Source organism: Streptomyces sp. NBC_01013 (assembly GCF_045162765.1).
Taxonomy (GTDB): domain Bacteria; phylum Actinomycetota; class Actinomycetes; order Streptomycetales; family Streptomycetaceae; genus Streptomyces.
Window position 1 is genome coordinate 898,856 of the sequence record NZ_CP108687.1, and the last position, 23,288, is coordinate 922,143.

The 23,288-nt window shown below is 71.3% G+C and carries 18 protein-coding genes, 1 tRNA gene and 1 riboswitch; of the genes, 13 read left to right on the forward strand and 6 right to left on the reverse strand.

The annotated features are described in order from the left end of the window. Positions 1-203: 203 nt before the first annotated feature. The 3 genes from OG538_RS03850 to OG538_RS03860 all read right to left on the reverse strand — a co-directional run bounded on the left by OG538_RS03850 (position 204) and on the right by OG538_RS03860 (position 3,876). A complete protein-coding gene (locus OG538_RS03850) occupies positions 204-620 on the reverse strand; it encodes a hypothetical protein (RefSeq protein ID WP_406090127.1) in 417 nt (138 codons plus the stop codon). Between the two features lie 47 nt (positions 621-667). Beyond that, a riboswitch (SAM riboswitch) is annotated at positions 668-777 on the reverse strand. Between the two features lie 122 nt (positions 778-899). Next, positions 900-2,966 carry a phosphocholine-specific phospholipase C gene (locus OG538_RS03855; RefSeq protein WP_406090129.1) on the reverse strand — a complete coding sequence of 689 codons (2,067 nt, stop codon included), beginning with the start codon at positions 2,964-2,966 and terminating at the stop codon, positions 900-902. Between the two features lie 205 nt (positions 2,967-3,171). Further along, entirely contained in the window at positions 3,172-3,876 is a 705-nt protein-coding gene (locus OG538_RS03860; RefSeq protein ID WP_406090131.1) for a TetR/AcrR family transcriptional regulator C-terminal domain-containing protein, read from the reverse strand. 56 nt (positions 3,877-3,932) lie between these two features. Between OG538_RS03860 and OG538_RS03865 the strand changes: the two genes are divergently transcribed. From OG538_RS03865 to OG538_RS03875, 3 genes are all read left to right on the forward strand, one after another. Beyond that, a complete protein-coding gene (locus OG538_RS03865) occupies positions 3,933-5,513 on the forward strand; it encodes an FAD-dependent monooxygenase (protein ID WP_406090133.1) in 1,581 nt (526 codons plus the stop codon). Between the two features lie 601 nt (positions 5,514-6,114). Then, positions 6,115-6,594 carry a hypothetical protein gene (locus OG538_RS03870; protein ID WP_406090135.1) on the forward strand — a complete coding sequence of 160 codons (480 nt, stop codon included), beginning with the start codon at positions 6,115-6,117 and terminating at the stop codon, positions 6,592-6,594. A gap of 397 nt (positions 6,595-6,991) precedes the next feature. Next, a complete protein-coding gene (locus OG538_RS03875; protein ID WP_406090137.1) occupies positions 6,992-8,794 on the forward strand; it encodes an AAA family ATPase in 1,803 nt (600 codons plus the stop codon). Between the two features lie 33 nt (positions 8,795-8,827). Here the strand turns inward: OG538_RS03875 and OG538_RS03880 are convergent, their stop codons facing one another. Next, positions 8,828-9,649 (reverse strand): maleylpyruvate isomerase family mycothiol-dependent enzyme, encoded by an 822-nt coding sequence (locus OG538_RS03880; protein WP_406090139.1) that lies wholly within the window; start codon positions 9,647-9,649, stop codon positions 8,828-8,830. A gap of 137 nt (positions 9,650-9,786) precedes the next feature. Between OG538_RS03880 and OG538_RS03885 the strand changes: the two genes are divergently transcribed. The 6 genes from OG538_RS03885 to sph all read left to right on the forward strand — a co-directional run bounded on the left by OG538_RS03885 (position 9,787) and on the right by sph (position 16,110). Further along, positions 9,787-10,521, forward strand: coding sequence for a response regulator transcription factor (locus OG538_RS03885; RefSeq protein ID WP_406090141.1), 735 nt, complete (start codon positions 9,787-9,789; stop codon positions 10,519-10,521). After that, positions 10,508-12,610: an ATP-binding protein gene (locus OG538_RS03890; protein ID WP_406090143.1), complete on the forward strand. Its 2,103-nt coding sequence runs from the start codon at positions 10,508-10,510 to the stop codon at positions 12,608-12,610. The genes OG538_RS03885 and OG538_RS03890 overlap by 14 nt, the downstream gene beginning before the upstream one ends. A gap of 125 nt (positions 12,611-12,735) precedes the next feature. Continuing rightward, positions 12,736-13,149: a sortase-dependent protein gene (locus tag OG538_RS03895; RefSeq protein ID WP_406090144.1), complete on the forward strand. Its 414-nt coding sequence runs from the start codon at positions 12,736-12,738 to the stop codon at positions 13,147-13,149. A 93-nt stretch (positions 13,150-13,242) separates the two neighbouring features. Next, the gene (locus tag OG538_RS03900; protein WP_406090146.1) at positions 13,243-13,893 is read left to right on the forward strand and encodes a class F sortase; all 651 of its coding nucleotides are present in this window, start codon (positions 13,243-13,245) and stop codon (positions 13,891-13,893) included. Positions 13,894-13,967: 74 nt separating this feature from the next. Further along, the gene (locus OG538_RS03905; RefSeq protein ID WP_406090148.1) at positions 13,968-14,963 is read left to right on the forward strand and encodes a hypothetical protein; all 996 of its coding nucleotides are present in this window, start codon (positions 13,968-13,970) and stop codon (positions 14,961-14,963) included. A gap of 163 nt (positions 14,964-15,126) precedes the next feature. Continuing rightward, on the forward strand, positions 15,127-16,110 hold the full coding sequence (sph, locus tag OG538_RS03910; protein ID WP_406090150.1) for a sphingomyelin phosphodiesterase: 984 nt from the start codon (positions 15,127-15,129) through the stop codon (positions 16,108-16,110). Between the two features lie 113 nt (positions 16,111-16,223). On the opposite strand, the gene OG538_RS03915 is transcribed toward sph, so the two are convergent. Beyond that, positions 16,224-16,889, reverse strand: coding sequence for a TetR/AcrR family transcriptional regulator (locus tag OG538_RS03915; RefSeq protein WP_406090152.1), 666 nt, complete (start codon positions 16,887-16,889; stop codon positions 16,224-16,226). A gap of 97 nt (positions 16,890-16,986) precedes the next feature. Between OG538_RS03915 and OG538_RS03920 the strand changes: the two genes are divergently transcribed. The 3 genes from OG538_RS03920 (at position 16,987) to OG538_RS03930 (ending at position 21,262) form a co-directional block, all read left to right on the forward strand. After that, on the forward strand, positions 16,987-17,889 hold the full coding sequence (locus OG538_RS03920) for an SDR family NAD(P)-dependent oxidoreductase (RefSeq protein ID WP_406090154.1): 903 nt from the start codon (positions 16,987-16,989) through the stop codon (positions 17,887-17,889). A 90-nt stretch (positions 17,890-17,979) separates the two neighbouring features. Further along, on the forward strand, positions 17,980-19,587 hold the full coding sequence (locus tag OG538_RS03925) for an FAD-dependent monooxygenase (RefSeq protein WP_406090155.1): 1,608 nt from the start codon (positions 17,980-17,982) through the stop codon (positions 19,585-19,587). 103 nt (positions 19,588-19,690) lie between these two features. After that, positions 19,691-21,262, forward strand: coding sequence for a hypothetical protein (locus tag OG538_RS03930; RefSeq protein WP_406090157.1), 1,572 nt, complete (start codon positions 19,691-19,693; stop codon positions 21,260-21,262). Positions 21,263-21,644: 382 nt separating this feature from the next. Here OG538_RS03930 and OG538_RS03935 read toward each other — a convergent pair. Beyond that, positions 21,645-21,732 (reverse strand) — tRNA-Leu (locus tag OG538_RS03935). Between the two features lie 247 nt (positions 21,733-21,979). On the opposite strand from OG538_RS03935, the gene OG538_RS03940 reads away from it, so the two are divergent. Then, on the forward strand, positions 21,980-23,284 hold the full coding sequence (locus OG538_RS03940) for a DUF2254 domain-containing protein (RefSeq protein WP_406090159.1): 1,305 nt from the start codon (positions 21,980-21,982) through the stop codon (positions 23,282-23,284). Positions 23,285-23,288 lie beyond the last annotated feature (4 nt).

Consider the following 23,288-nt stretch of genomic DNA (forward strand, 5'->3'; position numbering starts at 1 on the left):
GGCGACAGCTGCACGCGTCAAGATCATTCGATCAACGCAACTTCACTATAAGGATTTTGTGTGACGCCGGAACGGTCAACAGCGATCAATCCCGCACCATGAACGGAACAACGGATTGACATCTCAGCACAATTGATGAGCATCGCGATGTTCCGCACGAGCCCCCCGGACGTGCCGCGACAGGGCGAGCAGGACGGTCCGGGTTATGCCGGAGTGGCGCGCCCACCGCTACGGGCACCCTCGCAGAGGCCCCCGCCCTCCAACCCGACATTGACCAGCCCGGCAGTGCCGCGGGTCCCGTCGCCGTCGCCGTACTCGAGCTTCAGCGCATGCCAGCGCGCCAGCCAGTACACCCGGCCGCGGTGAGCGGCGAGGGTCTCCCGCAGCGCACCGGGGGCGTGCGTCCAGACCTCGGGGAGGTCACCCGCATAGTCGAAGGCGGGACGCAGTTCGACCCATCCGTCGTCGCGGACGTCCCCGGAGGTGAGCAGGATCTCGACGGCCTGCCCAGGCTCCTGGCGGCACTTCTTGGCATGGATCCAGTGCACGCGATGCCCTGCCGCATAGCGTGAGCAGTCATCGCTGCGCACGGAGTCGTTCTGGGTGAGATGACGCAGCATGGTGAGGTTCGCCTTCCGGGGTGAGGACCCCGTGCACCCTGCACCGCGGTCCGCTGTTCCCCGTGCCCTTCGCACGGGGCAGGTCGTCACCCGGAGCACCCGCAGCGGAGCGGGGTGCCGTCCAGCAAGCCGGGGCTGTGCACTGGAACTCATGACCCGTACAAGACTCTAACGCACGCGAACCGCCCGGCCCGACGGGTGGTCAGGAGCGGGCGACGCCCACCTCACGGACACCGCTCGCCCCCGAACCACCCACCGACCGTCACGAAGCGTTGCCACTCACCCGGTGACGAGGCCCGGGTCGCTGGTGCCGGCTTGGCCGGTCTCGACGTGTCCGGCGAAGCGCCGCAGGAACGTGGCGTCCACGTCGGAGACGACGGTGACGTCGTACCAGCTCTTGCTTCCCCGCAGGTCAAGCACGTGCTTCACGGTCGCGCCCGCACGGACGGCGAAGGTCTGGACCCCTCCCCCGTACCCCACAGCACTGCGCACGGTCAGCCGCACGGTCCCGGAACCCCCGTTGACAAGGGTGAGTTCGAGCCCTCCTCCGGCCGCGACATGACGCGCCGTCACCTCGGGCCCCGCCACCTTCCCGGCCGCCCGGAAGGTGCGCAGGAAGCCGTTGGGGCCGTGGACGGTGAGGTCGGTCACCCCTTTGGAATAGGTGGTGTTCCAGCTGTCCGCGAGGGACTTGCAGGCCTCGGTGGTGTAGGTCCAGGGCCCGTCGGTGCGGTTCGCGGAGGTCACCAGGAAGTGCGCGCCGGCAGCGGCGCCACCGCTGAAGGTGAGGCGGTACTTGCCGGTGGACGTATCCGCTGCACCGTCGACGAAGGGCGCGTAGCGCAGGGGCCGGGTCGGCCGGGCCCCCTTCTCCTGTCTGGGCACGCTGCCGGCGGCGGGTGGCACGGGGACGTAGTCGGGGTGCCGGAGGCGGTCCGGAGGCTCGTAGGCGTCGGTCGACGGCAGCGACGCGGCGGAGGTGTCCGTACGACGGAAGTCGAAGGCGGAGGTGAGGTCGCCGCAGACGGCGCGCCGCCAGGGCGAGATGTTGGGCTCGCGCACGCCGAAGCGCTGTTCCATGAACCGGATGACGGAGGTGTGGTCGAAGACCTCGGAGCACGCGTACCCACCGGTGCTCCAGGGGGAGACGACGAGCATGGGCACCCGCTGGCCGAGCCCGTACGGCCCGGCGGCGTACCGGAGGTCGCCGGGGAAGTAGTCGGCGGAGGTGTCGACGGTGGACAGTCCCTGCGCGGGCCCCGACGGAACGAAGGGCGGCACGACGTGATCGAAGAACCCGTCGTTCTCGTCGTAGGTGATGAAGAGGGCGGTCCGGCCCCAGACCTCGGGATCGGCGGTCAGTGCGTCCAGGACCTGCGAGATGTACCAGGCACCGTAGTTGGCCGGCCAGTTGGGGTGCTCGCTGTACGCCTCCGGAGAGACGATCCACGACACCTTCGGCAGCGTACCGGCCCGGACATCGGCCTTCAGGTCGTCGAGGAGCCCGCCGCCGTTCTTGATGTCGGTCCCGGTGCGGGCCTTGTCGTAGAGCGGATTTCCGGGCTGGGCGTTGCGGTAACTGTTGAAGTAGAGCAAAGAGTTGTCACCGTACGTACCCCGGTAGGCATCGCCGATCCACCCCCAGGACCCGGCGGCGTCGAGTCCGTCGCCGATGTCCTGATAGACCTTCCACGACACCCCGGCCTGCTCCAGCCGCTCGGGGTAGGTGGTCCAGCCGTACCCCGCCTCGTCGTTGCCGAGCACGGGACCGCCGCCGGACCCGTCGTTCCCCGTGTATCCGCTCCACAGGTAGTAGCGGTTCGGGTCGGTGGACCCGATGAACGAGCAGTGGTACGCGTCGCAGACGGTGAACGCGTCGGCGAGGGCGTAGTGGAACGGAATGTCCTCGCGGGTGAGGTGAGCCATCGTCGTCGCCGTCTTGGCCGGCACCCACTGGTCGTACGCACCCTTGTTGAATGCCCGGTGCCCGCCGGCCCAGTCGTGGTTCAGGTCGCGGAGGAACTGCATACCGAGCTCGTCGGCGGGCGGCCGGAACGGCAGCACCTCCTTGCCCAGCCCGTCCTTCTGATGCCACACCGGCTTTCCACTGGGCAGCGTGACGGGCCGCGGGTCACCGAAGCCGCGAACGCCGTTCATGGTGCCGAAGTAGTGGTCGAAGGAACGGTTCTCCTGCATCAGGACGACGATGTGCTCGACGTCCTGCAGGCTTCCCGTGCGGCCCCGCGCGGGAAGGGAGGCAGCACGGGCGATGCTGTTCGACAACGCGGTGTAGGCGGCCGTGCCTCCGGCGAGTTGCAGGAGGCGGCGACGGTTGAGTTCTGCCATGGGTGGGGGCCTCTGCAGGGTGAGGGGATGTGGGGGAAGCGACTGGAGTGTTCCAGAATCGGCAGGCCTGCGGAAGACCCGTGCAGTGTGCACGCGGTGGCGTTCGGCGGAACATTCGGCGACGGATCGGGTCGCGGCGCGGCCGGGGCCCGGTCCGCCCCGCCCTCCACCCGGAGAACCGCCAACCGCTACGGGTACTGACGACTCAGCGATCCAGTCGGGCCGCCAGCCCGTCGAGCAAGCAGTCCAGGCCGAACGCGAACCCGACGTCGGGGTCGGGTTCGTCCGCTTCGAGGACGCGGCGGGCGAGCATCGGGTGTTCGCCCGCGGCAAGGACCTCGCTGATATAGGGGCCCACGCTGCGCTGCCACTCCTCCTCGCTGAGGCCGGTGCGCTGCTCCGCGCGGTGAAGGGCCTGCTGGGCGGCGACCGAACCCGTCACATAGGCGTGCACGGCGCCGAGGGCCTGCGAGGCCAGATCGATGTCGGGCGTGAGCGCGACGGCGGCACGCAGTGCGGATTCGGACCGCCGCAACGAGTTGGGGCCGAGCGCGGGCCTCCCCGCCAGTTCGCCCGCCAGCCAGGGATGCCGCAGCAGCGTCGCACGCAGGGCGTGCGCCACTGCTCCCAGACCGGCACGCCAGTCGTCAACGAGATCGGGCAGGGGGTCCTCGCCCTGCACCGCGTCGACCATCAGGTCCACCAGCTCGTCACGGTTGGTGATGTACCGGTAGAGCGAGGCGGTCCCGGAACCGAGATCACCCGCGACCCTCCGCATCGACACCGCCGCCAGTCCCTCGGCGTCCGCGACGGCCAGCGCGGCGGCCACGTACTGGTCCACGCCGGGCGCGCGCCTGCGCGGCTCGGGGCGCGGCCGGGTCCACACCGACGAGGGAACGGGTTCGGTCATCGGGTCGGTTCCTTTCTTCGTTGACCCTCATCCTACCTTCTGGATACGGTGTTGCCATGGCAGCTACAGCGTATCCAGACGTGCCGGTGCTCGTGGTCGGCGGCGGCAGTGTCGGCCTGCTCACCGAGGCCCTGCTCACCCACCACGGCGTCCCGGCAGTACTCGTCGAACGCCGGTCCGGGCCATCGACGCACCCCCGCGCCACGGGCATTGGACCGCGCACCGTGGAGATCCTGCGGGAACTCGCTCTCGACACCGCCGTCGACGCCGTCGCCGTCGACCTCCGGGGCGGCGCGGGCAAGGCGGTGGCGCGGACCGTCGTCGAGATGGGCGCGGGCGACGTCGTGACCGTGCCCATGCCGCCCCCGGCCGCCGACGGACCGGAGGTGACGCCGTTCAGACTGCGCGGCGTCTGCGCTCAGGACCGGCTCGACGCCGTCGTAGCGGCCGACCTGGCACGACGCGGAGCGGACCTGCGCTGGTCGACCCGCCTGGCCGGCATCGCGCAGGACGCCGACAGGGTCGACGTCGAACTGGAAGGACCCGACGGCCGCTACTGGCTGCGGTGCGGGCACGTGGTCGCCGCCGACGGCACGCACAGCCCCGTGCGGACCGCGCTCGGCGTGGGCACCTCCGGGCCGGGCGACCTGGGCAACTCCAGGATCAACATCCTGTTCCGGGCCGACCTCCGACCGCATCTGCGGGGAATGTCCTTCGCCACCTGCACGATCACCACGCCGGAGGCGCCCGGCCTGCTGGCCACCGTGGACGGCAGTACGGACTGGGTCTTCCACGCCCCCTGCGACGTCGACGGCGGAGAGCGCCCCGAGGACTTCACGCACGAGCGCTGCGCGGCGACCGTCCGGCTGGCGGTCGGCGATCCCGACCTCGACGTCGAGGTGCTCAGCGTGCTCCCGTGGCGGCCCCGGAGCGTGGCAGCCGAGAGCTTCGCGGTCGGCCGCGTGTTCCTCGTGGGCGACGCCGCGCACACCGTGTCACCCATGGGCGCGTTCGGCCTCAACACCGGGGTCGCCGACGCGCACAACCTGGCGTGGAAGCTCGCCGCCGTCCACCACGGCGAGGCCGGTGCCGGACTGCTCGACACCTACGCGCACGAACGCGAACCGGTCGCCGAGGCGACGCTGGACCAGGCGATGCGCCGGATGGCCGACCCACAGCTGCACTGGGGGCGTGGCCCCGAGGCCGACGCCGCCAGGGCTGCGGCGGGGGTGTGGGCAGCGCCTGTCGTGCACCTCGGCCAGAGGTACGACTCGGCGGCCGTCATCGACCCGCGGCCGGAACTCCCGTCCACGGCCGATCTGGTGCTGGACGGGTCGCCGGGTTCACGTGTCCCCCACGCGTGGATCGACGGGGTCTCCACGCTCGACCTGGTGGTGTCCCGGTGGACCCTGCTGGTGGGCGTGGCCGGCGACGCCTGGATCACCGCCGCAGCGGAGGTCGGACTGCCCGCGCATCAGGTCGCGGTCCCCTGGCTCCCCGTGGAAGGGGCGCTGCTCGTCCGTCCGGACGGGATCGTCGCGATGCGGACCACAGCGGCGGCGACGGAGCCGGCGCGGTTCCTCACCGAGGCCCTGGACCAGGTGCTGGCCAGGGCGGAACCGGTGCGGAGCGCCTGAACGGCGCCGCCCGGGCGCCGTCGCAGTCCGCCGGGTCCTCGCCGTGCTGTGCCGGTTCGGGCAGGACCGGCGGGCGCATCGGCGCGACGCGCGGACCGTCCGGCTAGAACGGACTGACGTCCCAACCCGTCATGCGGGGCCGGCGGAAGCCCTCGCTTCCCTCGGCGGCAGCACGGGCGTGAGCGTAGAACCCGCCGGGTCGCAGGGACATGACTGAAGGACTACGGTTGCGCGGCGAACAAGCGGGGCCGGCATCGTACGCTGACTGCCGGGCTGCGGTTCACCAACACGCAGGGGCGCCGGCCCGGTTCCCAGCATCTCTGACACCTTCACCGGGCTGCGTACCCGGGGGTCGCTCACACCGGACGTCGACGATCCGCCCTCTCAGCAATACCGGCTGAGGGAGCAACCGCCTGTCGCAGAAGATGAATCACCCGTGGATCAGCAGTTTTCACCGCCTGATGGGACCTACCTATACCCTCCCCTGGGGGACAACCCCCAGGAAAGTAGGGGGGAAACCGGGTCGTGCGGAGGACGCCCGGTCCGTAGGTTCAGGAGTGGAATAGGAACACCGCTTCACACAGCCTTCGGAGGCCCACTCGTGACCGCCCCTTCGCTCCAGCCGACGCGCACGCTTCACCCGGCCCTCGCGGCCTTCGTGCGCTTTGTGATCTGCGGTGGCGGGGTCGGGGTTGCCTCCAGTGGTGTTCTGGTTCTCCTCAACGGCCGGATCCCGCTGGCCGTCGCCAACGCCCTCGTCACCGTCGTCTCCACCGTGATCGCGACCGAACTGCACAGCCGGATCTCCTTCCGCAGCGACCGCAGGGGATGGGGTGTCCACCTCCAGTCCGGACTGACCGTCGCAGTGAGCTACGCGTTCACGACCGGGGCGCTGTTCTGCCTGTACGCGGTCCAGTCCGAGCCTTCGGCACTCGTCCAGCAGAGCGTCTACCTGTCGGCGTCGGCGATCGCCGGCGCCGGGCGGTTCGCGCTGCTGCGGATCGTCGTCTTCAGGGAGGACAGGGTGCGCGGGACACGTGAGGTGACGCTGGCCAAGGCATCGGTGGCCATGGCCGCCTGATACTCCGTCCAGTCCGGCTCGGGGGCGCTGCGGCCTCGACTGCGCCGCCGGAACTCCTTCCTCACGCCGGACACCCGCTCGCCGTCCGGCCGCTCCCGGTCACGCGGCCCCGTGCCACGCCACGGGTCCGCGTGACCCGTGGCCCCGGCATCGTCACCGCCTGGCAGGTCATCCCCGCGGATCGTCCCGCTCGTGACCGCCGGACGGATCACCGGAGTCCGGCTGACCGCCTTCCGCTCACGGTGTCGCGGCCGACCCCCGATCCTCCGGGCAGGCCTCGAGCGGCACTCAGCGCGCGGCGGGTGAAGGTTGGTTATCCTGACCAGCGTTCCAGGTGATCACGGCGGGCCCCGTCGGCCGCCGGCGCGGGCTGCGCGCCTGTCGAGGGGAGAGTCACGTGCAGGGTCCAGCCGCGAGCCGGGGCTCGGTCAGGAAGGCCGAACAGGCGTGGAGCCAGGCGATGGCGCTGATGCAGCGCGGGGACACCGCGGGCGCCGGCATACAGTTCACGCTGGCCACGACCCACGACCCCGCTGCCGCCGACGCATGGCTGGGGCTGCACGCAACCGGTCAGCGGCAGGAGGAGGCCCTGGACGCCATGCTCCGGTGCTCCGGGACCTTCGGCGCGCTGCGGACGAAGTTCGGGATGCCGCTGCGGTCCACCTTCCAGATCGGCCACTACGTCACCTTCCGTCTGGAGAACGCGCGCGACCTGTGGCTGGCGGCCATGTCCTCGCTGCTGGACAAGAAGCGGGCCGACGAGGCGTGGGCCGGGCTCTCCACCGCTCAACTCGACTGCGATGAGACCAAGTTCGTCTGTACGCGCTACGCGTTCGTCAAGGAGGACTGGGCCCTCGTGCTCCGGTTCGCAACCGGCATCGGTGACGCTTTCCTGTACGACGAGGCGCAGTTGTACGTCGGTGCGGCGCTCTTCGCCCAGGGCGTCTACCACGAGGCGCTGAACGTCCTGGCGCCGTTGCCCCGGAAGCTGGAGACGGGCAGCCGGTTCGATGCCGAGACCAAGTACTTCATGGGGCGTTCCCTGGAGGAGCTGGGGCGGCAGGAGGAGGCACTGAAGCGGTACCAGTACGCCTTCCGGTGTGCGCCCGGCCTCTTCGACGTGGACACCCGCGCCCAGGCCCGCCCGGCTCCCGCTCCTGCCGCCCCCGCACCCCCGGCTCCTCTCGCCCAGGATCTGGTTCCGCCGCGGCCGCGGCAGCCGGATTCGCCGTCGCCGGCCGTCCCGGCCCCGGCCGGGCCCGATTCGTCCACTACCGGTCCCGCCGGTACCGAGCCCGAGTCCGGCGGGCTGACCGCCGACGCGCGGGCCCGGCTGCTCGCCGAGGCGCAGAAGTCGCTCGACGGCATGATCGGCCTGGAACCCGTGAAGCGCCAGGTCCTCACTCTCATCGCACAGTTGCGCATGGCCGTGCTGCGCGAGGAGCAGGGGCTTCCCGGCGGGGCCCGGCCCCGGCACTTCGTCTTCGCGGGGCCGCCCGGCACGGGCAAGACGACCGTCGCCCGCATCATCGGGAAGGTCTTCGCCGGTCTCGGGCTGCTGAGTTCGGGGCATGTCATCGAGGCCCAGCGCGTCGACCTGGTCGGGCAGCACCTCGGGTCCACGGCCATCAAGACCAGCAAGGTCATCGACTCGGCGCTGAACGGCGTGCTGTTCATCGACGAGGCGTACGCCCTGTCCAACAGCGGGTACAGCGGCGGCGACGCGTTCGGTGACGAGGCGTTGCAGGTGCTCCTGAAGCGGGCCGAGGACGACCGTGACCGGCTCGTCGTCGTACTCGCCGGCTACCGCGACGAGATGGCCGGTCTGCTCGCCGCGAACCCCGGGCTCGTGTCCCGCTTCACCACGCGCGTCGACTTCCCCTCGTACTCCGCGCAGGAGCTGGTCCTCATCGCCCGCACCGTCCTGGCCGCCCAAGGAGACGAGCCGGACGAGGGGGCGGTCGAGGTCCTCGGGACCTTCTGCACGGCGATCGTGGACGGCGGCATGGCCGACACGGTGGGCAACGCCAGGTTCGCGCGCGAGCTCTGCCAGAAGGCCTCCGCACAGCGGGATCTACGGCTGTACGCCACGCACGCCGACAGCACACCGACCCGTGAGGAGATGGTGACCGTGCTCGCCGAGGACGTGGTGGCCGCCCACCGGGAGCTCATGGAGTCGCACGAGAACACGGGTGCGTAGGCCGCCACGGAGCCGCGCCGCCGTGGCGTGTGCTCAGGGCGCCTCGAAGTACGCCGGGAACCGTGGCCCCAGCCACGGCTTGCGGCCCCACGCGAAGACCCGCCCCCGGGCCATGGCTCCCACCGGCGAGCTGCGGCCGAGCGCCATCAGCAGGAACGTGACCGGCTCGATGGAGATCGTGCAGTCCGGGCGGTCCGGCAGCTCGTCGCCCACCGCGGCCGCTCCGTCGGTGAACGTCACGCCGAAGCGGCCGCCGCCCCACAGCCGTACCGCGTAACGGGCGTTCAGCCCTCTCGTGGTGGAGGCGTCGGTCACCCGGGGCATGGCCTGGACCATGAACGGGAGCGCCAGACGAACCCGGGCGGGGTCGACCATGTGCGGGCGCTTCAGTGCGCGGGCCAGGTCGTAGCCGTGGCCCAGCATGTGCGTCAGGAGGTACGAGCCGAGGACCGCGCGGTTCATCGGGCCCATCGGCGTGATCAACGTCTCGTCCGCGGAGTGTCCGGTCACCGCGTCCAGGCAGGCGGCTGCCTGCGTCACGATCATGGCGGCCAGTGGCTCCGCCGCGCGCTCGCCGAATGCCGCGAGGGCCTCCTCGTTGGCTGCGGCGATTCCCTGCGGGGTGCCGTCGCCGTGGGTGTGCGGTCGCCCGGCCGCCACGTCGGCCATCAGCGCGTTGGCCTGGGCGAGGTGCGCCGCCACCTCTCCCACCGTCCACGTCAGTCCCGGCACGGGAGCGCCGGTGTCAGGGGCGGCGCTCAGCAGTTCCGCGATCTCCTCGGCCGTCGTACGTATCGCATCGGCCAGCCCCTCGGGCAACCCACCACGCACCTCCTGCCCTGCCGCTGACTCCACTGCCGCCACCGTCCTCGTGAACGCCGTGCACGCGCCTGCCGCCCGCACCTGTTACCTGCGGGTACACAAGAGCAGTTCGGACGGCCTCCCGGCAAGAGGCAGGCACCCGCGGTTCGAACCCCTCTACGATCGAGCACGTGTGCGCAAACGTGATCATCGCCGAGGACGACGAGAAACAGGCGGAGCTTCTCCGCCGCTACCTCGAACGGGAGGGGCACGCCGTCACCGTCGTCGGCGACGGCCTGACGGCCCTCGACGCCGTCCGGCACCGGGAGCCGGACCTGCTCGTCCTCGACGTGATGATGCCCCGGGCCGACGGACTGGACGTGGTACGCGTGCTGCGCGCCGAGTGCCGGGAATTGCCGGTGCTGATGCTGACGGCCCGCACCACGGAGGACGATCTGCTGCTCGGCCTCGACCTCGGTGCGGACGACTACGTGACCAAGCCGTACAGCCCGCGCGAACTGATGGCCCGGGTACGCACGCTCCTGCGCCGCCACCGGCGCGGCACGGGCGCCGCGGAGGCCGGTCCTGCCGACGCGGCCGTCCTGACGGTGGGGACGCTGATGGTCGATCCCACCCGGCACGTGGTGGCGGTCGACGGTGAGGCGGTGGAGTGCACTCCGGGCGAGTTCAGGATCCTCGCCGCCCTGGCGGCCGAGCCCGACCGGGTCTTCTCCCGGCAGCAACTCCTCGGGGAACTGCACGGGTTCGACCGGTACATCAGCGACCGCACGGTCGATGTGCACGTCATGAACCTGCGCAAGAAGATCGAGCCCGCACCGCGCCGGCCCGCCCGGTTGCTCACCGTTTTCGGCGTCGGTTACAAACTGACCGACCCGGCGAAGGCTGCGGCACGTGCGTCCTCGTAGCGAAGGGCGCCTGAGGGGCGGAGCGCGCAGTACGCCGCCGGACGCCGGGCCCTCGTCGGCGCGGCTGCCGTTGCGCAAGAGCCTCTTCGCCCGCCTGCTGGCCGTATCGGCTCTGGTGGCCGCGTGTTCGGTCGCCGCCACGGCCTGGCTCGCCGTCCAGACGACGTCCGGCGCGATCCTGCAGGAACAGGGGCAGAACCTCACCGCCGACGCCCGGATCTACCACAGCCTGCTCGGCTACGCGGCCACTCACCCCGCCTGGGACGGGGTGGAGAAGACCGTGCGCGACCTGGCCGAGCAGTCCGGCCGGCGGATCGCGCTCACGACCGAACAGCGCGCGCCGCTCGCCGACTCGGCCGCCCCCGAGAAGGCCGCCGCGCTGCCTGCCCAGGCGTCGGCGATCGTGGACCCGCTGGCTGTGGACACCGCGCTGGCGGCCGAGAACGCGGACCAGTCCGGAACTCCGGCGGACCGGGTCGATCCGCGCGCGGTCGGGCCGTTCCGTCTGCCGGCCGCGGAGCGTACGGCGTTGCGGCAGATCGCGAACCGGGGCGTGGCCTGCCTGAGCGATTTCGGGATCGCCTCGGACGTCGTCCTGACCGAGAGCGGGCGCCCGGTGATCCAGGTCGTGGGCAACGACCCCGAACGGCTTCAGAGGACCCGCTGCACCACCGACGCCCTCGACACCCCGACGGCGACGGAGAGGAAGGCGCTGAAAGCGCTCAACCAACTGACCGATGCCTGTCTGAAGCGCCAGGACCGCAGCGGCGTACACCTGAAGCCCGACCTTTCCTGGGGGCAGAGCGCGGAGCCCGTGCCCACCGCTGTCCCCACCGCGGCTCCGAGCGAAGTGCCCAGGCCCGAACCCGCCACGGAACCGGGGGTCGCGGCGCGCTCCACGCCGAGCGCTTCGCCGACCGTCATGCCGGGCACCGGCCCCTCGCCGGCCCTCGCCACCAGCGAGGACGACCGGGCCATCGCCTCCTGCGTGGGGACGGCGCGACGTGAGCAGCTCAGCTCGTACGTCGCCTCGCCCGCGCTGCTGTTCATCAGCGACACCGGCGGCACCACCGTCCCCGGCTTCGATCTCTCCCCCGCGAACACCGCCAAGATCGCCGGCGCCGCCGCTCTCGTCCTGGCCCTCGCCGTCGGCGCGTCGGTGCTCGTCGGCGCCCGGCTCGTCCGCCCCCTGCGCGCCCTGACGGGTGCGGCCCAGCGGATGCGCGACGGGGAGGACACCGCGCCGGTGCTCGTCACCGCCGACAACGAGATCGGGCGGCTCGCCGCCACGTTCAACGACATGTCCGCCCACCGCGCCCGGCTGGAGGCGCAGCGCAAGGCCATGGTCAGCGATGTCGCGCATGAACTGCGCACCCCGCTCAGCAACATCCGCGGCTGGCTGGAAGCGGCCCAGGACGGGGTGGCCGATCCGGACCCGGCGTTCATCGCCTCGCTGCACGAGGAGGCCGTGCAGTTGCAGCACATCATCGACGACCTCCAGGACCTGGCCCAGGCGGATGCGGGTGCCCTGCGGCTGCACGCCGAACCGGTACGCATCGAGGAGCTGCTCGGCCAGGTCGCCGCCGCGCACCAGGCCCGCGCCGAGACGGCCGGGGTGGTGCTGACGGTGCCGCCGTCCCCACCGGACCGCCCCGTGCCGGGACTGACGGCCGATCCGGTCAGGCTCCGCCAGGCCATCGGCAATCTGGTCTCGAACGCGGTCCGCCACACCCCTGCCGGGGGGAGGGTCACCCTGCACGCGTACGGCTCCGATTCGGGCGACGCGGTCCTGGTGGACGTGACGGACACGGGCACCGGCATCCCGGCCGAGGACCTCGTCCATGTCTTCGACCGCTTCTGGCGCGGCGAGAAGTCCCGCAGCCGCCGCACCGGAGGCAGCGGGCTCGGGCTGGCGATCGTCCGGAAACTCGCCGAGGCACACGGCGGGTCGGCGACGGCCGCGAGCGTGCCGGGTGAGGGTTCGGTGTTCACCCTGCGCCTTCCGGCCGACCGGCCCGGGCATGCCCTGGTGGCCGGCTCCGGGACGGGCCCCGCCGCCCGTCCCACGGACGGGCCCGTGCAGCCCTGATGCGATGACCACAGCGTTCTGACAGCTTCTTCATAACTTCGCGCCAGCCTGTCGGCACGCCTCGCTCCGCGGTGCGCCCCCGCATCACTGAGCCGTCGAGGCCGACCTGGAACGGAGCCATCTTCATGTCCCTGCGTACGTCTCTGCGTACCGCCGTCCTCACCGCTGTCGCGGTCGGCGCGGTCTGCGTACCCGCTACCGCCGCGTTCGCGGACTCCTCGCCCACGCCCAGGACCACGCCGTCGGCCGCGCCCGCGCGTCCGAGTGCCGAGCCCTCCCGGGCGCCCTCCACCGCCACCCCGTCCGAGGTGCCGCGTGGTGGCGTGGCCGCGGGCGACAGCCCCACGCCGGCCCCGGCGCGGCCTGCCGCCACGCCGTCGGTCGCGCCTCGGGGCGGGGTAGCGGCGGGTGAGGAGCCGACCGGTGCGTCGGACGACAACACCGCCGCCCTCACGGGTTCCGCCGTGGCGGCGCTGCTTGTCGCCGGTGCCGGAACGGTCGTGCTGCGCCGTCGCCAGACCGGTCGCCGCAACGGCTGACCCACGCTCGGCCCCACAGCCGGCAGTGGCGCCGCCCTTGACCGGGGCGGCGCCACTGCCGTTCCCGCCCGATCGCCTCAGGAGCCCGCTCTCATGTCCCGTACGACCCCGTCCCTCTGGCGTATCCGCACCGCGGTGCCGGTGTACGCCTGCCTCGCGCTGACCGCGCTTCCCGCACTGACGGGCTGCTCCGGCGCCTCACCGTCGAAGTCCCCGGCCGTCGTCGCGCAGGCACCCACCACGGTCGGCACTCCTGATGCCGAAGCCACCGCCACGGACACTCCCCCGGCGAAGGCCGCCGGCCTGCCCCCGGTCCACGTCTCCATCCCCTCGATCGGGGTGGACAGCGCGATCATGCGCCTCGGTCTCAACACCGACGGCACGGTCGAAGTGCCGCCCGCCGAGAAGGGCATGACGGTCGGCTGGTACACCGGCGGCGCCGTCCCCGGCGCACGGGGGCCGGCCGTACTGATCGGCCACAACGACACCCGCCTCGGCCGGGCCGTCTTCCACGACCTCAAGAAGATCGCGAAGGGTGCGGACATCACCGTCCGCGACGAACGGGGCACCGAGGTCCACTTCGAGGTCACCGGCCGCGAGACCGCGAGCAAGACCGCCTTCCCGACCGACCGGGTCTACGGACGCACCGAGGACCGGGTGCTGCGACTGATCACGTGTGACGGCGCGTTCGATGCCCAGGGGCACCCCGTCGACAACCTCATCGTCTACGCGACGAAGCGGTGACGGACGCCGGGGCGGGGGTTGTCAGGGCTGTCCCGCCCGCCATGAATTGCGGGACAGCCCGTAGCGTTCGCACCATGTCCCGTACGACTCCACCCCGCCCCGTCGACATCGCCGCGCACTTCCCGGAGTTGGTGCCGCTCGCCCGCACCACCGTCCGTCTGCACCCACGGCCGGGTACTCCGACGGCCGCGGACAGCTCCGTCGGAGGCCCGCTGCTGTGGCCTGCGGACGAACCGTGGCCCCGCTGCTCCGAGCACACCGGGCCCTGGCTCGTCGGCTATCGGCAGGAGGACGTGCGGCGGCTGCGCCGCATACTGACCGAGGGCTGGGCACGGCCGCAGATGCCCGGGACCGACTTCCTCACCCCGGACGAGCGCGCCTTCGTCAGCGGTCTCGGCTACAGCGGCGTGCGCCTGCCCGTCGACGGTCCCGTTCCGCTGCTTCCCGTACTGCAGGTGTACGCCAGGGACGTACCGTCCTTGCCCCGCCCGGCGGGCACCGATCTGCTCCAGGTGCTCTGGTGCTCCTTCGAGCACGGCGACGACTGCATGCCAGGTGTTCAGCTGCGCTGGCGCGCGGCCCGTTCCGTCGGTGAACCGGCGAGCGTCGTTCCGGCGGCCGTGGTCAGTGAGGGCGAGGCGCTGCCCGAGCCGTGTGTTCTCCACCCCGAACCGGTCACCGAGTACCCGGCCCCGCACGAGCTGGCGGACGAGCTCCGTGAACGGATCCACGCCTGGGAGGAGGGCAGGCCGTACGACTACCAATCCGACCTCGGGGTGGCCCCGGGGTGGAAGCTGGGCGGGTGGGGGAACTGGAGTTTCTGCGATCCCTGGCCCATGAGCTGCGCCGAGTGCGGGAGCGTGATGAGCCCGCTCCTCACCGTGGACAGCAGCGAGTGGGACGGCGGCACCGGCAGCTGGTGCCCGCGGGAGGAGCCCGCCGAGGAGGATCGTCCGCGATATCCGCTCTCCCATGAACCCACCATGGTCTCGATCGGCCGCGGCTACACGATGCAGGTGTACGTGTGCCCGGAGTCGTTCGACCATCCGCCCCTCCAAGTGATGCAGTAGTCCGGCTCCCCGACGCCCCGTCATGACGGCCGGCCCGGCACCTGCTGGACGGCGACACGACGGGCTCCGGGCACCCGCCGTCTACCCATGGGTAACTCGTCCTGCTTTCATGGGGGTCCCTACCTCACCACCCCCAACTGCGACAGCAGAAACAGGAGTCCAGGTGCCCCAATCCGCGCTTCGCCGCTTCTCCGGCGTGACCCTGTCCGCCGCGCTCGCCGCCGTCGCCCTGACCGTCGGCGCCCCGCCCGCGTCGGCCGCCGCCGGCACTCCCTCTCTTCGGGTGCTCACGTACAACACGTTCCTGATGAGCACGAACCTCTACCCGAACTGGGGCCAGGCCCACCGGGCGGCGGAGATACCGAAGAGGGACTTCTTCCGCGGCAACGACGTCGTCGTGCTCCAGGAGGCGTTCGACAACGCCACGTCGGACGCCCTGACGGCCAACGCCTCGGGCCAGTACCCGTTCCACACCCCGGTGGTCGGCCGGAGCAGGAGCGGATGGGACGCCACCAGCGGGTCCTACTCCGCCGCGACTCCGGAGGACGGCGGCGTCACGGTCCTCAGCAAGTGGCCGATCGTCCGGCAGGAACAGCACGTCTACAAGGACGCCTGCGGCAGCGACTGGTGGTCCAACAAGGGCTTCGCCTACGCCGAACTGAACGTCAAAGGCGCCCGGGTGCACATCGTGGGCACCCACACCCAGTCGACCGATCCGGGATGCGGTGCGGGCGAGGCCGCGGAGATCCGCGGGCGGCAGTTCCGGCAGATCGACGCCTTCCTCGACGCCAAGAACATCCCGGCGTCCGAGGAGGTCATCGTGGCCGGTGACCTCAACGTCGACTCCCACTCCCCCGAATACGCGTCGCTGCTCGCGAACGCCGGGCTGACCGGGGCGGACACCCGCGGCGGTCACCCGTACTCCTTCGACACGCAGGACAATTCGATCGCCGCGGACCGCTACCCCGACGACCCGCGCGAGGACCTCGACTACGTCCTGCACCGTACGGGCCACGCGAAGCCGGCAGGGTGGACGAACGAGGTGGTCAAGGAGAGCAGCGAGCCCTGGACCGTGTCCAGCTGGGGTACGGACTACACCTACTCGAACCTCTCTGACCACTACCCGGTGGTGGCGTCGGGGCGGTGAGCGGGCGGAAGGGGAGAGCGAGCGAACGGGTGACGCGCACTCGGACCGCTCACTGACGGCGGGCCAGGCCGCCCACCGCCTGGGCCTCGTCCGAGGCAAGCGGACGGCGAGGCTCAGGCGCGCGGCAGCACGCCCAGGAGCGTCGAGGTGAAGGAGATCCGCAGCGCGTCACGCAGCTCCATGTGGAACACGCCGAGGGCGGGCTCGTCCGCGTAGACGGCGAGGATGCTGGGCGGCGGCGGAACGTACGCCGACAGGGCGCCCGCCGAGACCAGACTCATCAAGCAGAACAGCTGCGCACCGTCGCCGAGCTCAGGCACGTACCGGCGCACCAGCTCGGCCATGGCCGCGAGCCTCGCGAGAGAGGACCGCTTGTGCCGCTTGGCCACCTCTACCGAGACGTTGTGCTCAAGGACACCGCCCTGCGCGCCGAAGAGGTCGCACAGCACCACCCGGCCCGCCAGCGACCGGCTGAGGATCTCGGCCAGCCGGCCCGCTCGCACCTCCGGTGCCGCGTGCGCCTCGATCCCCGCGGCCAGCTCGTCCGCCAGCTCGGCGAGCCAGCTCTCCAGGAAGACGTCCAGCAGTTCGAGCAGCACCGCCTCACGCGACTCGAAATACCGCAGGACGTTCGACTTGGCCAGGCCCACCCGCCGGCTGAGCTCGTTGAGGCTCACCTCGGCCACGGGCATCTCGTCGAGCATCGCCGCCGCCGTGTCCAGGATCGTCCGGCGGCGGATCTCCCGCTGCTCCTCGCTTCGCGCTCGCTGAAATGTCACGCTCTCAGCCTAGCTTAAAGACCGCCGGTCCCTTGACAGGAGACCGGCGGTCTTTTACGGTTCCCCTAACAGACCGACGGTTTTTTAGGAGTGCGTCATGAGTGGCAGCTGGACCGAGCAGGACATCCCCGACCAGAGCGGCCGCGTGGCGATCGTGACCGGCGCCAACACCGGGCTGGGCTTCGACACCGCCCGGATACTCGCCGCGCAAGGAGCGACGGTGGTCCTGGCCGTCCGCGACATCGAGAAGGGCAAGCAGGCGGCAGCCCGCATCACCGGCGACGTCACCGTCCAGGCCCTCGACCTGACCTCCCTGGACTCGGTCCGGTCCGCGGCGGCCGACCTGCGCGCCGCCCATCCCCGCATCGACCTCCTGATCAACAACGCGGGCGTGATGTACACCCCGCGGCAGACCACGGCCGACGGCTTCGAGCTGCAGTTCGGCACCAACCACCTCGGCCACTTCGCCCTGACCGGACTGCTGCTGGACCGACTGCTGCCCGTCCCCGGTTCCCGGGTCGTGACGGTCAGCAGCACCGGTCACCGCATCCGGGCCGCGATCCACTTCGACGACCTGCAGTGGGAGCGCTCCTACAGTCGCATCGCCGCCTACGGCCAGGCCAAGCTCGCCAACCTGATGTTCACGTACGAACTGCAGCGCCGGCTCGCGACCCACGGCACCACGGTCGCGGCGGCCGCTCATCCCGGCGTGTCCAACACCGAGCTCATCCGCAACGTGCCCGCCGCGCTTCGCCTGCCCGTCACCTGGCTCGCGCCACTGCTCACCCAGAAGGCCGAGATGGGCGCCCTGCCCACCCTGCGCGCCGCCACCGACCCCGCGGTCGTCGGCGGGCAGTACTACGGCCCCGGCGGCCTGGGTGAGATCCGGGGCTACCCGAAGCTGGTCACTTCCAGCCCCGACTCCCACGACCAGGCCGCTCAGCAGCGGCTGTGGACCGTCTCCGAGGAGCTCACCGGAGTGACGTTTCCCGTGCGGTGAACCGGTGAACCCACAGAACTCGCCGCCCGCACCACCCCGGGCCACCATGGGGTGAGCGATCCGTCGGGGGCCAGGCACCGGGAGGCATCCGTGGCACGCGACCACACCACAGACGTATTGATCGCGGGCGCGGGGCCCGTCGGGCTGAGCGCGGCCGCCGAGCTGCGGCGGCGTGGGGTGGCGTGCCGGCTCGTCGACCGGCTGCCGGCCAGACTCCCGTATGCCAAGGCCGTCGGCATCCAGCCGCGCACCCTGGAGATCTGGGACCGGATGGGCCTGGTGCGCACCGTTCTGGAGGCCGCCGTACCGATGCGCGGCCAGCTGATCCACGTCAACGGGAGCGAGGTGGCTCGGATCGATCTCGCCCTGCCGCCGGAGGTGCCGTACGGCTTCGCCGCGCTTCCCCAGTACGAGACCGAGCGCATCCTCGAGGAGTACGTGGCGGGCCGGGGCACCGTCATCGAGCGCGGGACGGAACTGCTGTCCTTCACCCAGGACGCGGACGGAGTCACAGCACGGCTGCGCACCGCGGGCGGTGTCGAGGAGGAGGTCCGCTGCCGCTTCCTGATCGGCTGCGACGGTGCGCACAGCACTGTCCGCAAGGGCCTGGGGCTCTCGTTCGAAGGCGGGGCGTTCGCCGAGGAGTACATGCTCGCCGATGTCGTGGCCGACTGGGACCTGCCGAGCGGATACGGAGTGCGTGCGAGCCACACCGGTGAGGACGGCTCCACCGATGACCTGCTGGTCTGCATTCCGCTCCCCGGGGCGGGGCGGTACCGGATGTCGATGCTGGTGCCGCCCGAACTCTCCACCCGTCCGGCGGACGGCGCCGAGGTGGCGCACGGGCTGGAGGGCGGCCGCGTGCCGCAGCTCTCCGACATCCAGGCCGTCGTCGACCGGCTGGCCCCCACTTCGGCGGCACTGTCCGGGATGCGCTGGTCCTCCGTCTTCCGCATCAGCCACCGGATCGTCGACCGCTACGGCGACGGCCGGGTCTTCGTGGCGGGCGATGCCGCCCACATCCATCCGCCCACCGGGGCACAGGGCATGAACACCGGCATCCAGGACGCCTGCAACCTGGCGTGGAAGATCGCCCTGGTCGTGCGCGGTGAGGCCGGAAGCGCGTTGCTCACCAGTTACGACGCCGAGCGCCGCCCGGTCGGCGAGGAGGTCGTCGGCCGGACCGTCCGGCACGCCACCCGGGGCTTGGAGAACGACGCCGACGACATGGAGACGGTGATGCTCCGCGAGGCCCAGCTGCTGGTCGGGTACCGGGACGGCCCTCTCGCCACGGCCCCGTACGGGCCGGACGACGCGCCCCAGCCCGGCGACCGGGCCCCGGACTGCGCGGGCCTGAGCACACCGGTGGCCACGTACCCGCTGCGCCTGTTCGACGTCCTGCGCGGACTCACGGGGCACGTACTGGTGCTGTACGCGGAGAAGAGTGCCGACAGCGAGCTGATGGACGCGGGCGAGGCGGGCGGGCTCCACACGGTCACCGTCGTCGGGCCCGACTCCTCGCCGCACACTTCTGCGTACCGTGATGCGGCCGGTGAGTTCGCCCGGCTCTACCGCCCCGACGGTCCGACCGGCTTCATCGTGCGCCCGGACGGCCAGCTGGGCGCACGCTTCCCGCTCTCCGGCACCGCGAAGGCCGTGTCCGGCTACTTCACGGCCCTCTCCGATCCCGCAGGGTGACCCACGCGGCCGACCGGCACGCATGGTCTTTCCGCCGTTCCCCTTCCGTTGGCCACGGCTGGCTACTCTCCAGTCGCCCGGTCCGGCACAGGAGAGGTACGTCATGAGCACCCCGGTCCACCGCACCTCGACCCGGCAGTCCGTGACTGCCTCCACTCCGCCCCGACAGGGCCGGGACCGGAGCCGGGCCGGCCGTCCGCCCCGGCTCGCGCCGGAGCACCCCCTCCTGGAGATCCAGTCCAGCATCGGCAACCGAGCCGCGACCGCGGCGGTGCAGCGCGCCAGGGACGCGGCGCAGGGGAAGACACCGCAGAACGGCGAGGTGTCCACCGGACCGACGAGCTATCGCGACCGGATCGCGGCGGTCCTCGACAAGCTCAAGAAGAACCTCGAATTCATCGACACCTTCGTCAAGGGCGTCCATGTCCCCGCCAACGCCGGCTTCTCCCAGCAAGCCTCCGCAACAGCGAATGACGGCCTCAAGTACTCCGCCGCCTCCTCGGGGACCGCCGCCGCGTCGGAGAACCTCGTCACGGAGGCCGCCGGGGCCGTGCTGAGTGGCATGGAGGCGGCCAAAGCCAAGAAGGACGCCGGGAAGCACAAGAGCGGGGCCGGTTTCCACACGGCGGACAAGAAATCCAACTCCAAAACGGCCGACGCGGTCATCAGTGCCGCCGGTGCGGGAAACTACGCCCTCGGCATCGCCAAGGAGCTGACCAAGGTCCAGAAGGCGGCACACGCGGCGTCAGCATCCGAGGCGAGCGGTATCGGTTCCAGCGTGGTCGGGGCGGTGAAGGGCGCCCGTGCGGCAATGCGCTTCGGGATGACGGCCCGTAAGTACGGTGCCCTCAAGGAGCTCGGAAGGCCCGACCGTACCGACGAGGGGGCGCTGGCCCGGCTGGACCAGGCCCGGCAGGACGCCGAATCGGCCGCGGACGCGGCGTACGTCGCACTGGATGCCCACTGGGACCACGAGGGTGAGGACCGGCTGGAACGCGTTTCCGAGGCCATCGACGCCGCCTGGGCGGCGATGGGTCACGCCCGTGACGCCGCCACCGATGTACGGCGCGCCGAGGACGCGAACACGATGAACACCGTCCACTCGTATGCACTCGGCAAGCAGCGCAACAAGATGGGCAAGCAGGCGTTCACCGCCGTGGGCGAGTCCACCAAGGCCGCGGGCGGCATCGTGACGGCGGTCGCCGCCACGGCGGGGGGAGCCGGGCTGGCGAGCAACCCGGTCGGCTGGGGTCTCGCCGCAGGTGCGGCAGGCCTCATCCTCGGCGTCACCGCCTACAAGGCCGGCCGCGCGGGCATGAAGCGCTACGACGGGGCCCGCCACCCGGAACGCTGGGCGGCGGAGGAGTCCCCGGCCGCGCCCGCCTCTCGCCAGGATGCGCTGAAGGAGGCCCTGAAGTTCTGGAAGAAGGTGGAGAACGGCGAGCGCCAGGCCATGGCGCGCAAGATCTACGGCTTGGCGGCGGGCGCGGACATCAAGGGAAGCGGCGAGACCTCGGCCACGATGCGAGATTCGGCCAGGGCCCTTCTCATCGCTCTCAAAGCAGGCCCCGCCCCACACCGGCAGACCGCGGACGAGTGGGCGGACTCCCTCAACGACCCGGCGAAGAGCGCCGCCTGGATCAAGGAGATAGCGGAACAACTGTCTTCGGCCTGACGGAGGCTCGTCGGTGTACCGCCGTGCGACGGTCCGAACGGGGTGTTCGTCGGCGAGCTTCAGGGAGGCGGGGCGAGACGGCTCAGGTGGCCGCAGGATCTGCCCGATCGGCTACGGCAAGAGGCAGCCGGCCTGCACACGGCCTGCACATATACGGTTCGGCAGACCGGGGCGCGCCACGGGCCGCCCCTCCGGCCCTGGACGACTCCCGCCTCGCCGAGAGCGACGAAGCCTGGGGTGCCGTGCTGTCGCCGGACGAGCCGGGGGCCTCGTCCGGCAGAACGCCGACCGGTTCGGGATGCGCCGAAGGCGGCCGAGCGCGCGTGCCGGCAGGTGTGCTTGCCGAAAAGCAAAAAGACCCCTGATGAACAGGGGTCCCAGCTGGTGTCCGAGGGGGGACTTGAACCCCCACGCCCGATAAAGGGCACTAGCACCTCAAGCTAGCGCGTCTGCCATTCCGCCACCCGGACCAGGTGGTCGGCCCCGGTTTCCCGCGGCGACAAAGAAAACAATACCAGGGGTTTGGGGTGGCCCTCACCTGCATATCCGGTGGTCATCGCCCTGGTCAGTGCCGTGCGCGGCCCTCGGCCGGGTGAGGGCCGCACCGGCGGCCTACGGGCGCGTACCGTCCGTCGTCCGTCGCGCACGCACAGTACGCCCGGAGGGTCGGTCGCGGCCTCCACCGGTGCGTGGGCAGGCCGGGTTACGTTCGCGGGCATGACTGATCGCGGCTACCGGCCACCTCGTGCGCTGTCGCCCCTGCGTGAGCATCTGCGCGAGACCTTCTGGTTCGCTCCCACCCTGACGCTGGTCTTCGCCGTCCTGCTCTGGATCGTCGCGTCGGCCCTGGACGAGCAGATCGTGGCCTACCTCCAGGATGAGCAGGCCTACGACGAGATCAAGGACCTGGTCTCGATCGCCGAGGACACGAAGACGATCGTCGTCACGGTGAGCACGGCCATGATGACCTTCATCGGTGTCGTCTTCAGCATCTCGCTGGTGGCCGTGCAGATGGCGAGCGGGCAGCTCACGCCCCGGGTGGTGCGGATCTTCGTACGCAGCCGGATCAGCAAGCTGACGCTGTCGGTCTTCCTGGCGACCTTCGTATTCTCGCTGCTGGTCCTGAGCTCGTACGAGAGCACGGTGGATCCGCGCCGCGTCGTGTCCGTCCCCTTTCTGCAGAGCCTGCTGACCGCCGCGCTCGTCGGGCTCAGCCTGCTGCTCTTCATCGCGTACGTGAGCTCCACGCTGCGCCTGATGCAGGTCGGCCCCGTCGTCGACCGGATCACCCGGGACACCTTCCATGTGCTGCGGCGGATGCCCGTCGGCGGGCCGCAGGAAGGCGGGCTTCCCGCCGAGACCGGGCAGATCCTGCACGGCGGGCGGGCCGGCGTGCTGCGGGACGTGAACGTGGCGCGGCTGGTCCGGGCCGCGCGGAGGCAGGGCGTGGTGCTGCGGCTCATCCCGCGACTCGGGGACTTCGTCGTGCCGGGTACGCCGGTGCTGGCGGTGCACGGCGGGGCGGTGCCGACCCGGCACCGGCTGCGGTACAGAGTGTTCGTCGGGGTCGAGCGCACACTCCACCAGGACCTGGCGTTCGGGCTGCGGCAGCTGTCGGACATCGCTCTGCGCGCCCTGTCGTCGGCGGTGAACGATCCGACCACCGCCGTGCAGTGTCTCGACCGGATCGTGCAGTTCCTCGCGGCCGCGGCCAAGCTCCCCCTCGGTGTCGTCCACCACCGGGACCGCGACGGGGTGGTGCGGCTCGTCCAGGACGTGCCTGGGTGGGAGGACCTCGTGGATCTCGGGTTCGAGGAGATTCGGCGGTGCGCGACGGACAGCCCCCAGGTCAGCCGGAGGCTGCTGGCGGGTATCGATGACCTGGTGGGGCTGGCCGGGCCGGAGCGGCAGGGTCCGCTGATCCGGCACCGTGCGCTGCTGGTGCAGGCGGTGGAGCGCGCGGTGCCGGATGCCGCCGAGCGGGAGTTCGCGCTCCTGCCGGACCGGCAGGGGATCGGATGAGCCG

Coding starts and splice junctions, on each gene's coding strand:
- OG538_RS03850 (WP_406090127.1), bottom strand. CDS start 620: ATGCTGCGTCATCTCACCCAGAACGACTCCGTGCGCAGCGATGACTGC.
- OG538_RS03855 (WP_406090129.1), bottom strand. CDS start 2,966: ATGGCAGAACTCAACCGTCGCCGCCTCCTGCAACTCGCCGGAGGCACG.
- OG538_RS03860 (WP_406090131.1), bottom strand. CDS start 3,876: ATGACCGAACCCGTTCCCTCGTCGGTGTGGACCCGGCCGCGCCCCGAG.
- OG538_RS03865 (WP_406090133.1), top strand. CDS start 3,933: ATGGCAGCTACAGCGTATCCAGACGTGCCGGTGCTCGTGGTCGGCGGC.
- OG538_RS03895 (WP_406090144.1), top strand. CDS start 12,736: ATGTCCCTGCGTACGTCTCTGCGTACCGCCGTCCTCACCGCTGTCGCG.
- OG538_RS03900 (WP_406090146.1), top strand. CDS start 13,243: ATGTCCCGTACGACCCCGTCCCTCTGGCGTATCCGCACCGCGGTGCCG.
- OG538_RS03905 (WP_406090148.1), top strand. CDS start 13,968: ATGTCCCGTACGACTCCACCCCGCCCCGTCGACATCGCCGCGCACTTC.
- OG538_RS03920 (WP_406090154.1), top strand. CDS start 16,987: ATGAGTGGCAGCTGGACCGAGCAGGACATCCCCGACCAGAGCGGCCGC.
- OG538_RS03930 (WP_406090157.1), top strand. CDS start 19,691: ATGAGCACCCCGGTCCACCGCACCTCGACCCGGCAGTCCGTGACTGCC.
- OG538_RS03940 (WP_406090159.1), top strand. CDS start 21,980: ATGACTGATCGCGGCTACCGGCCACCTCGTGCGCTGTCGCCCCTGCGT.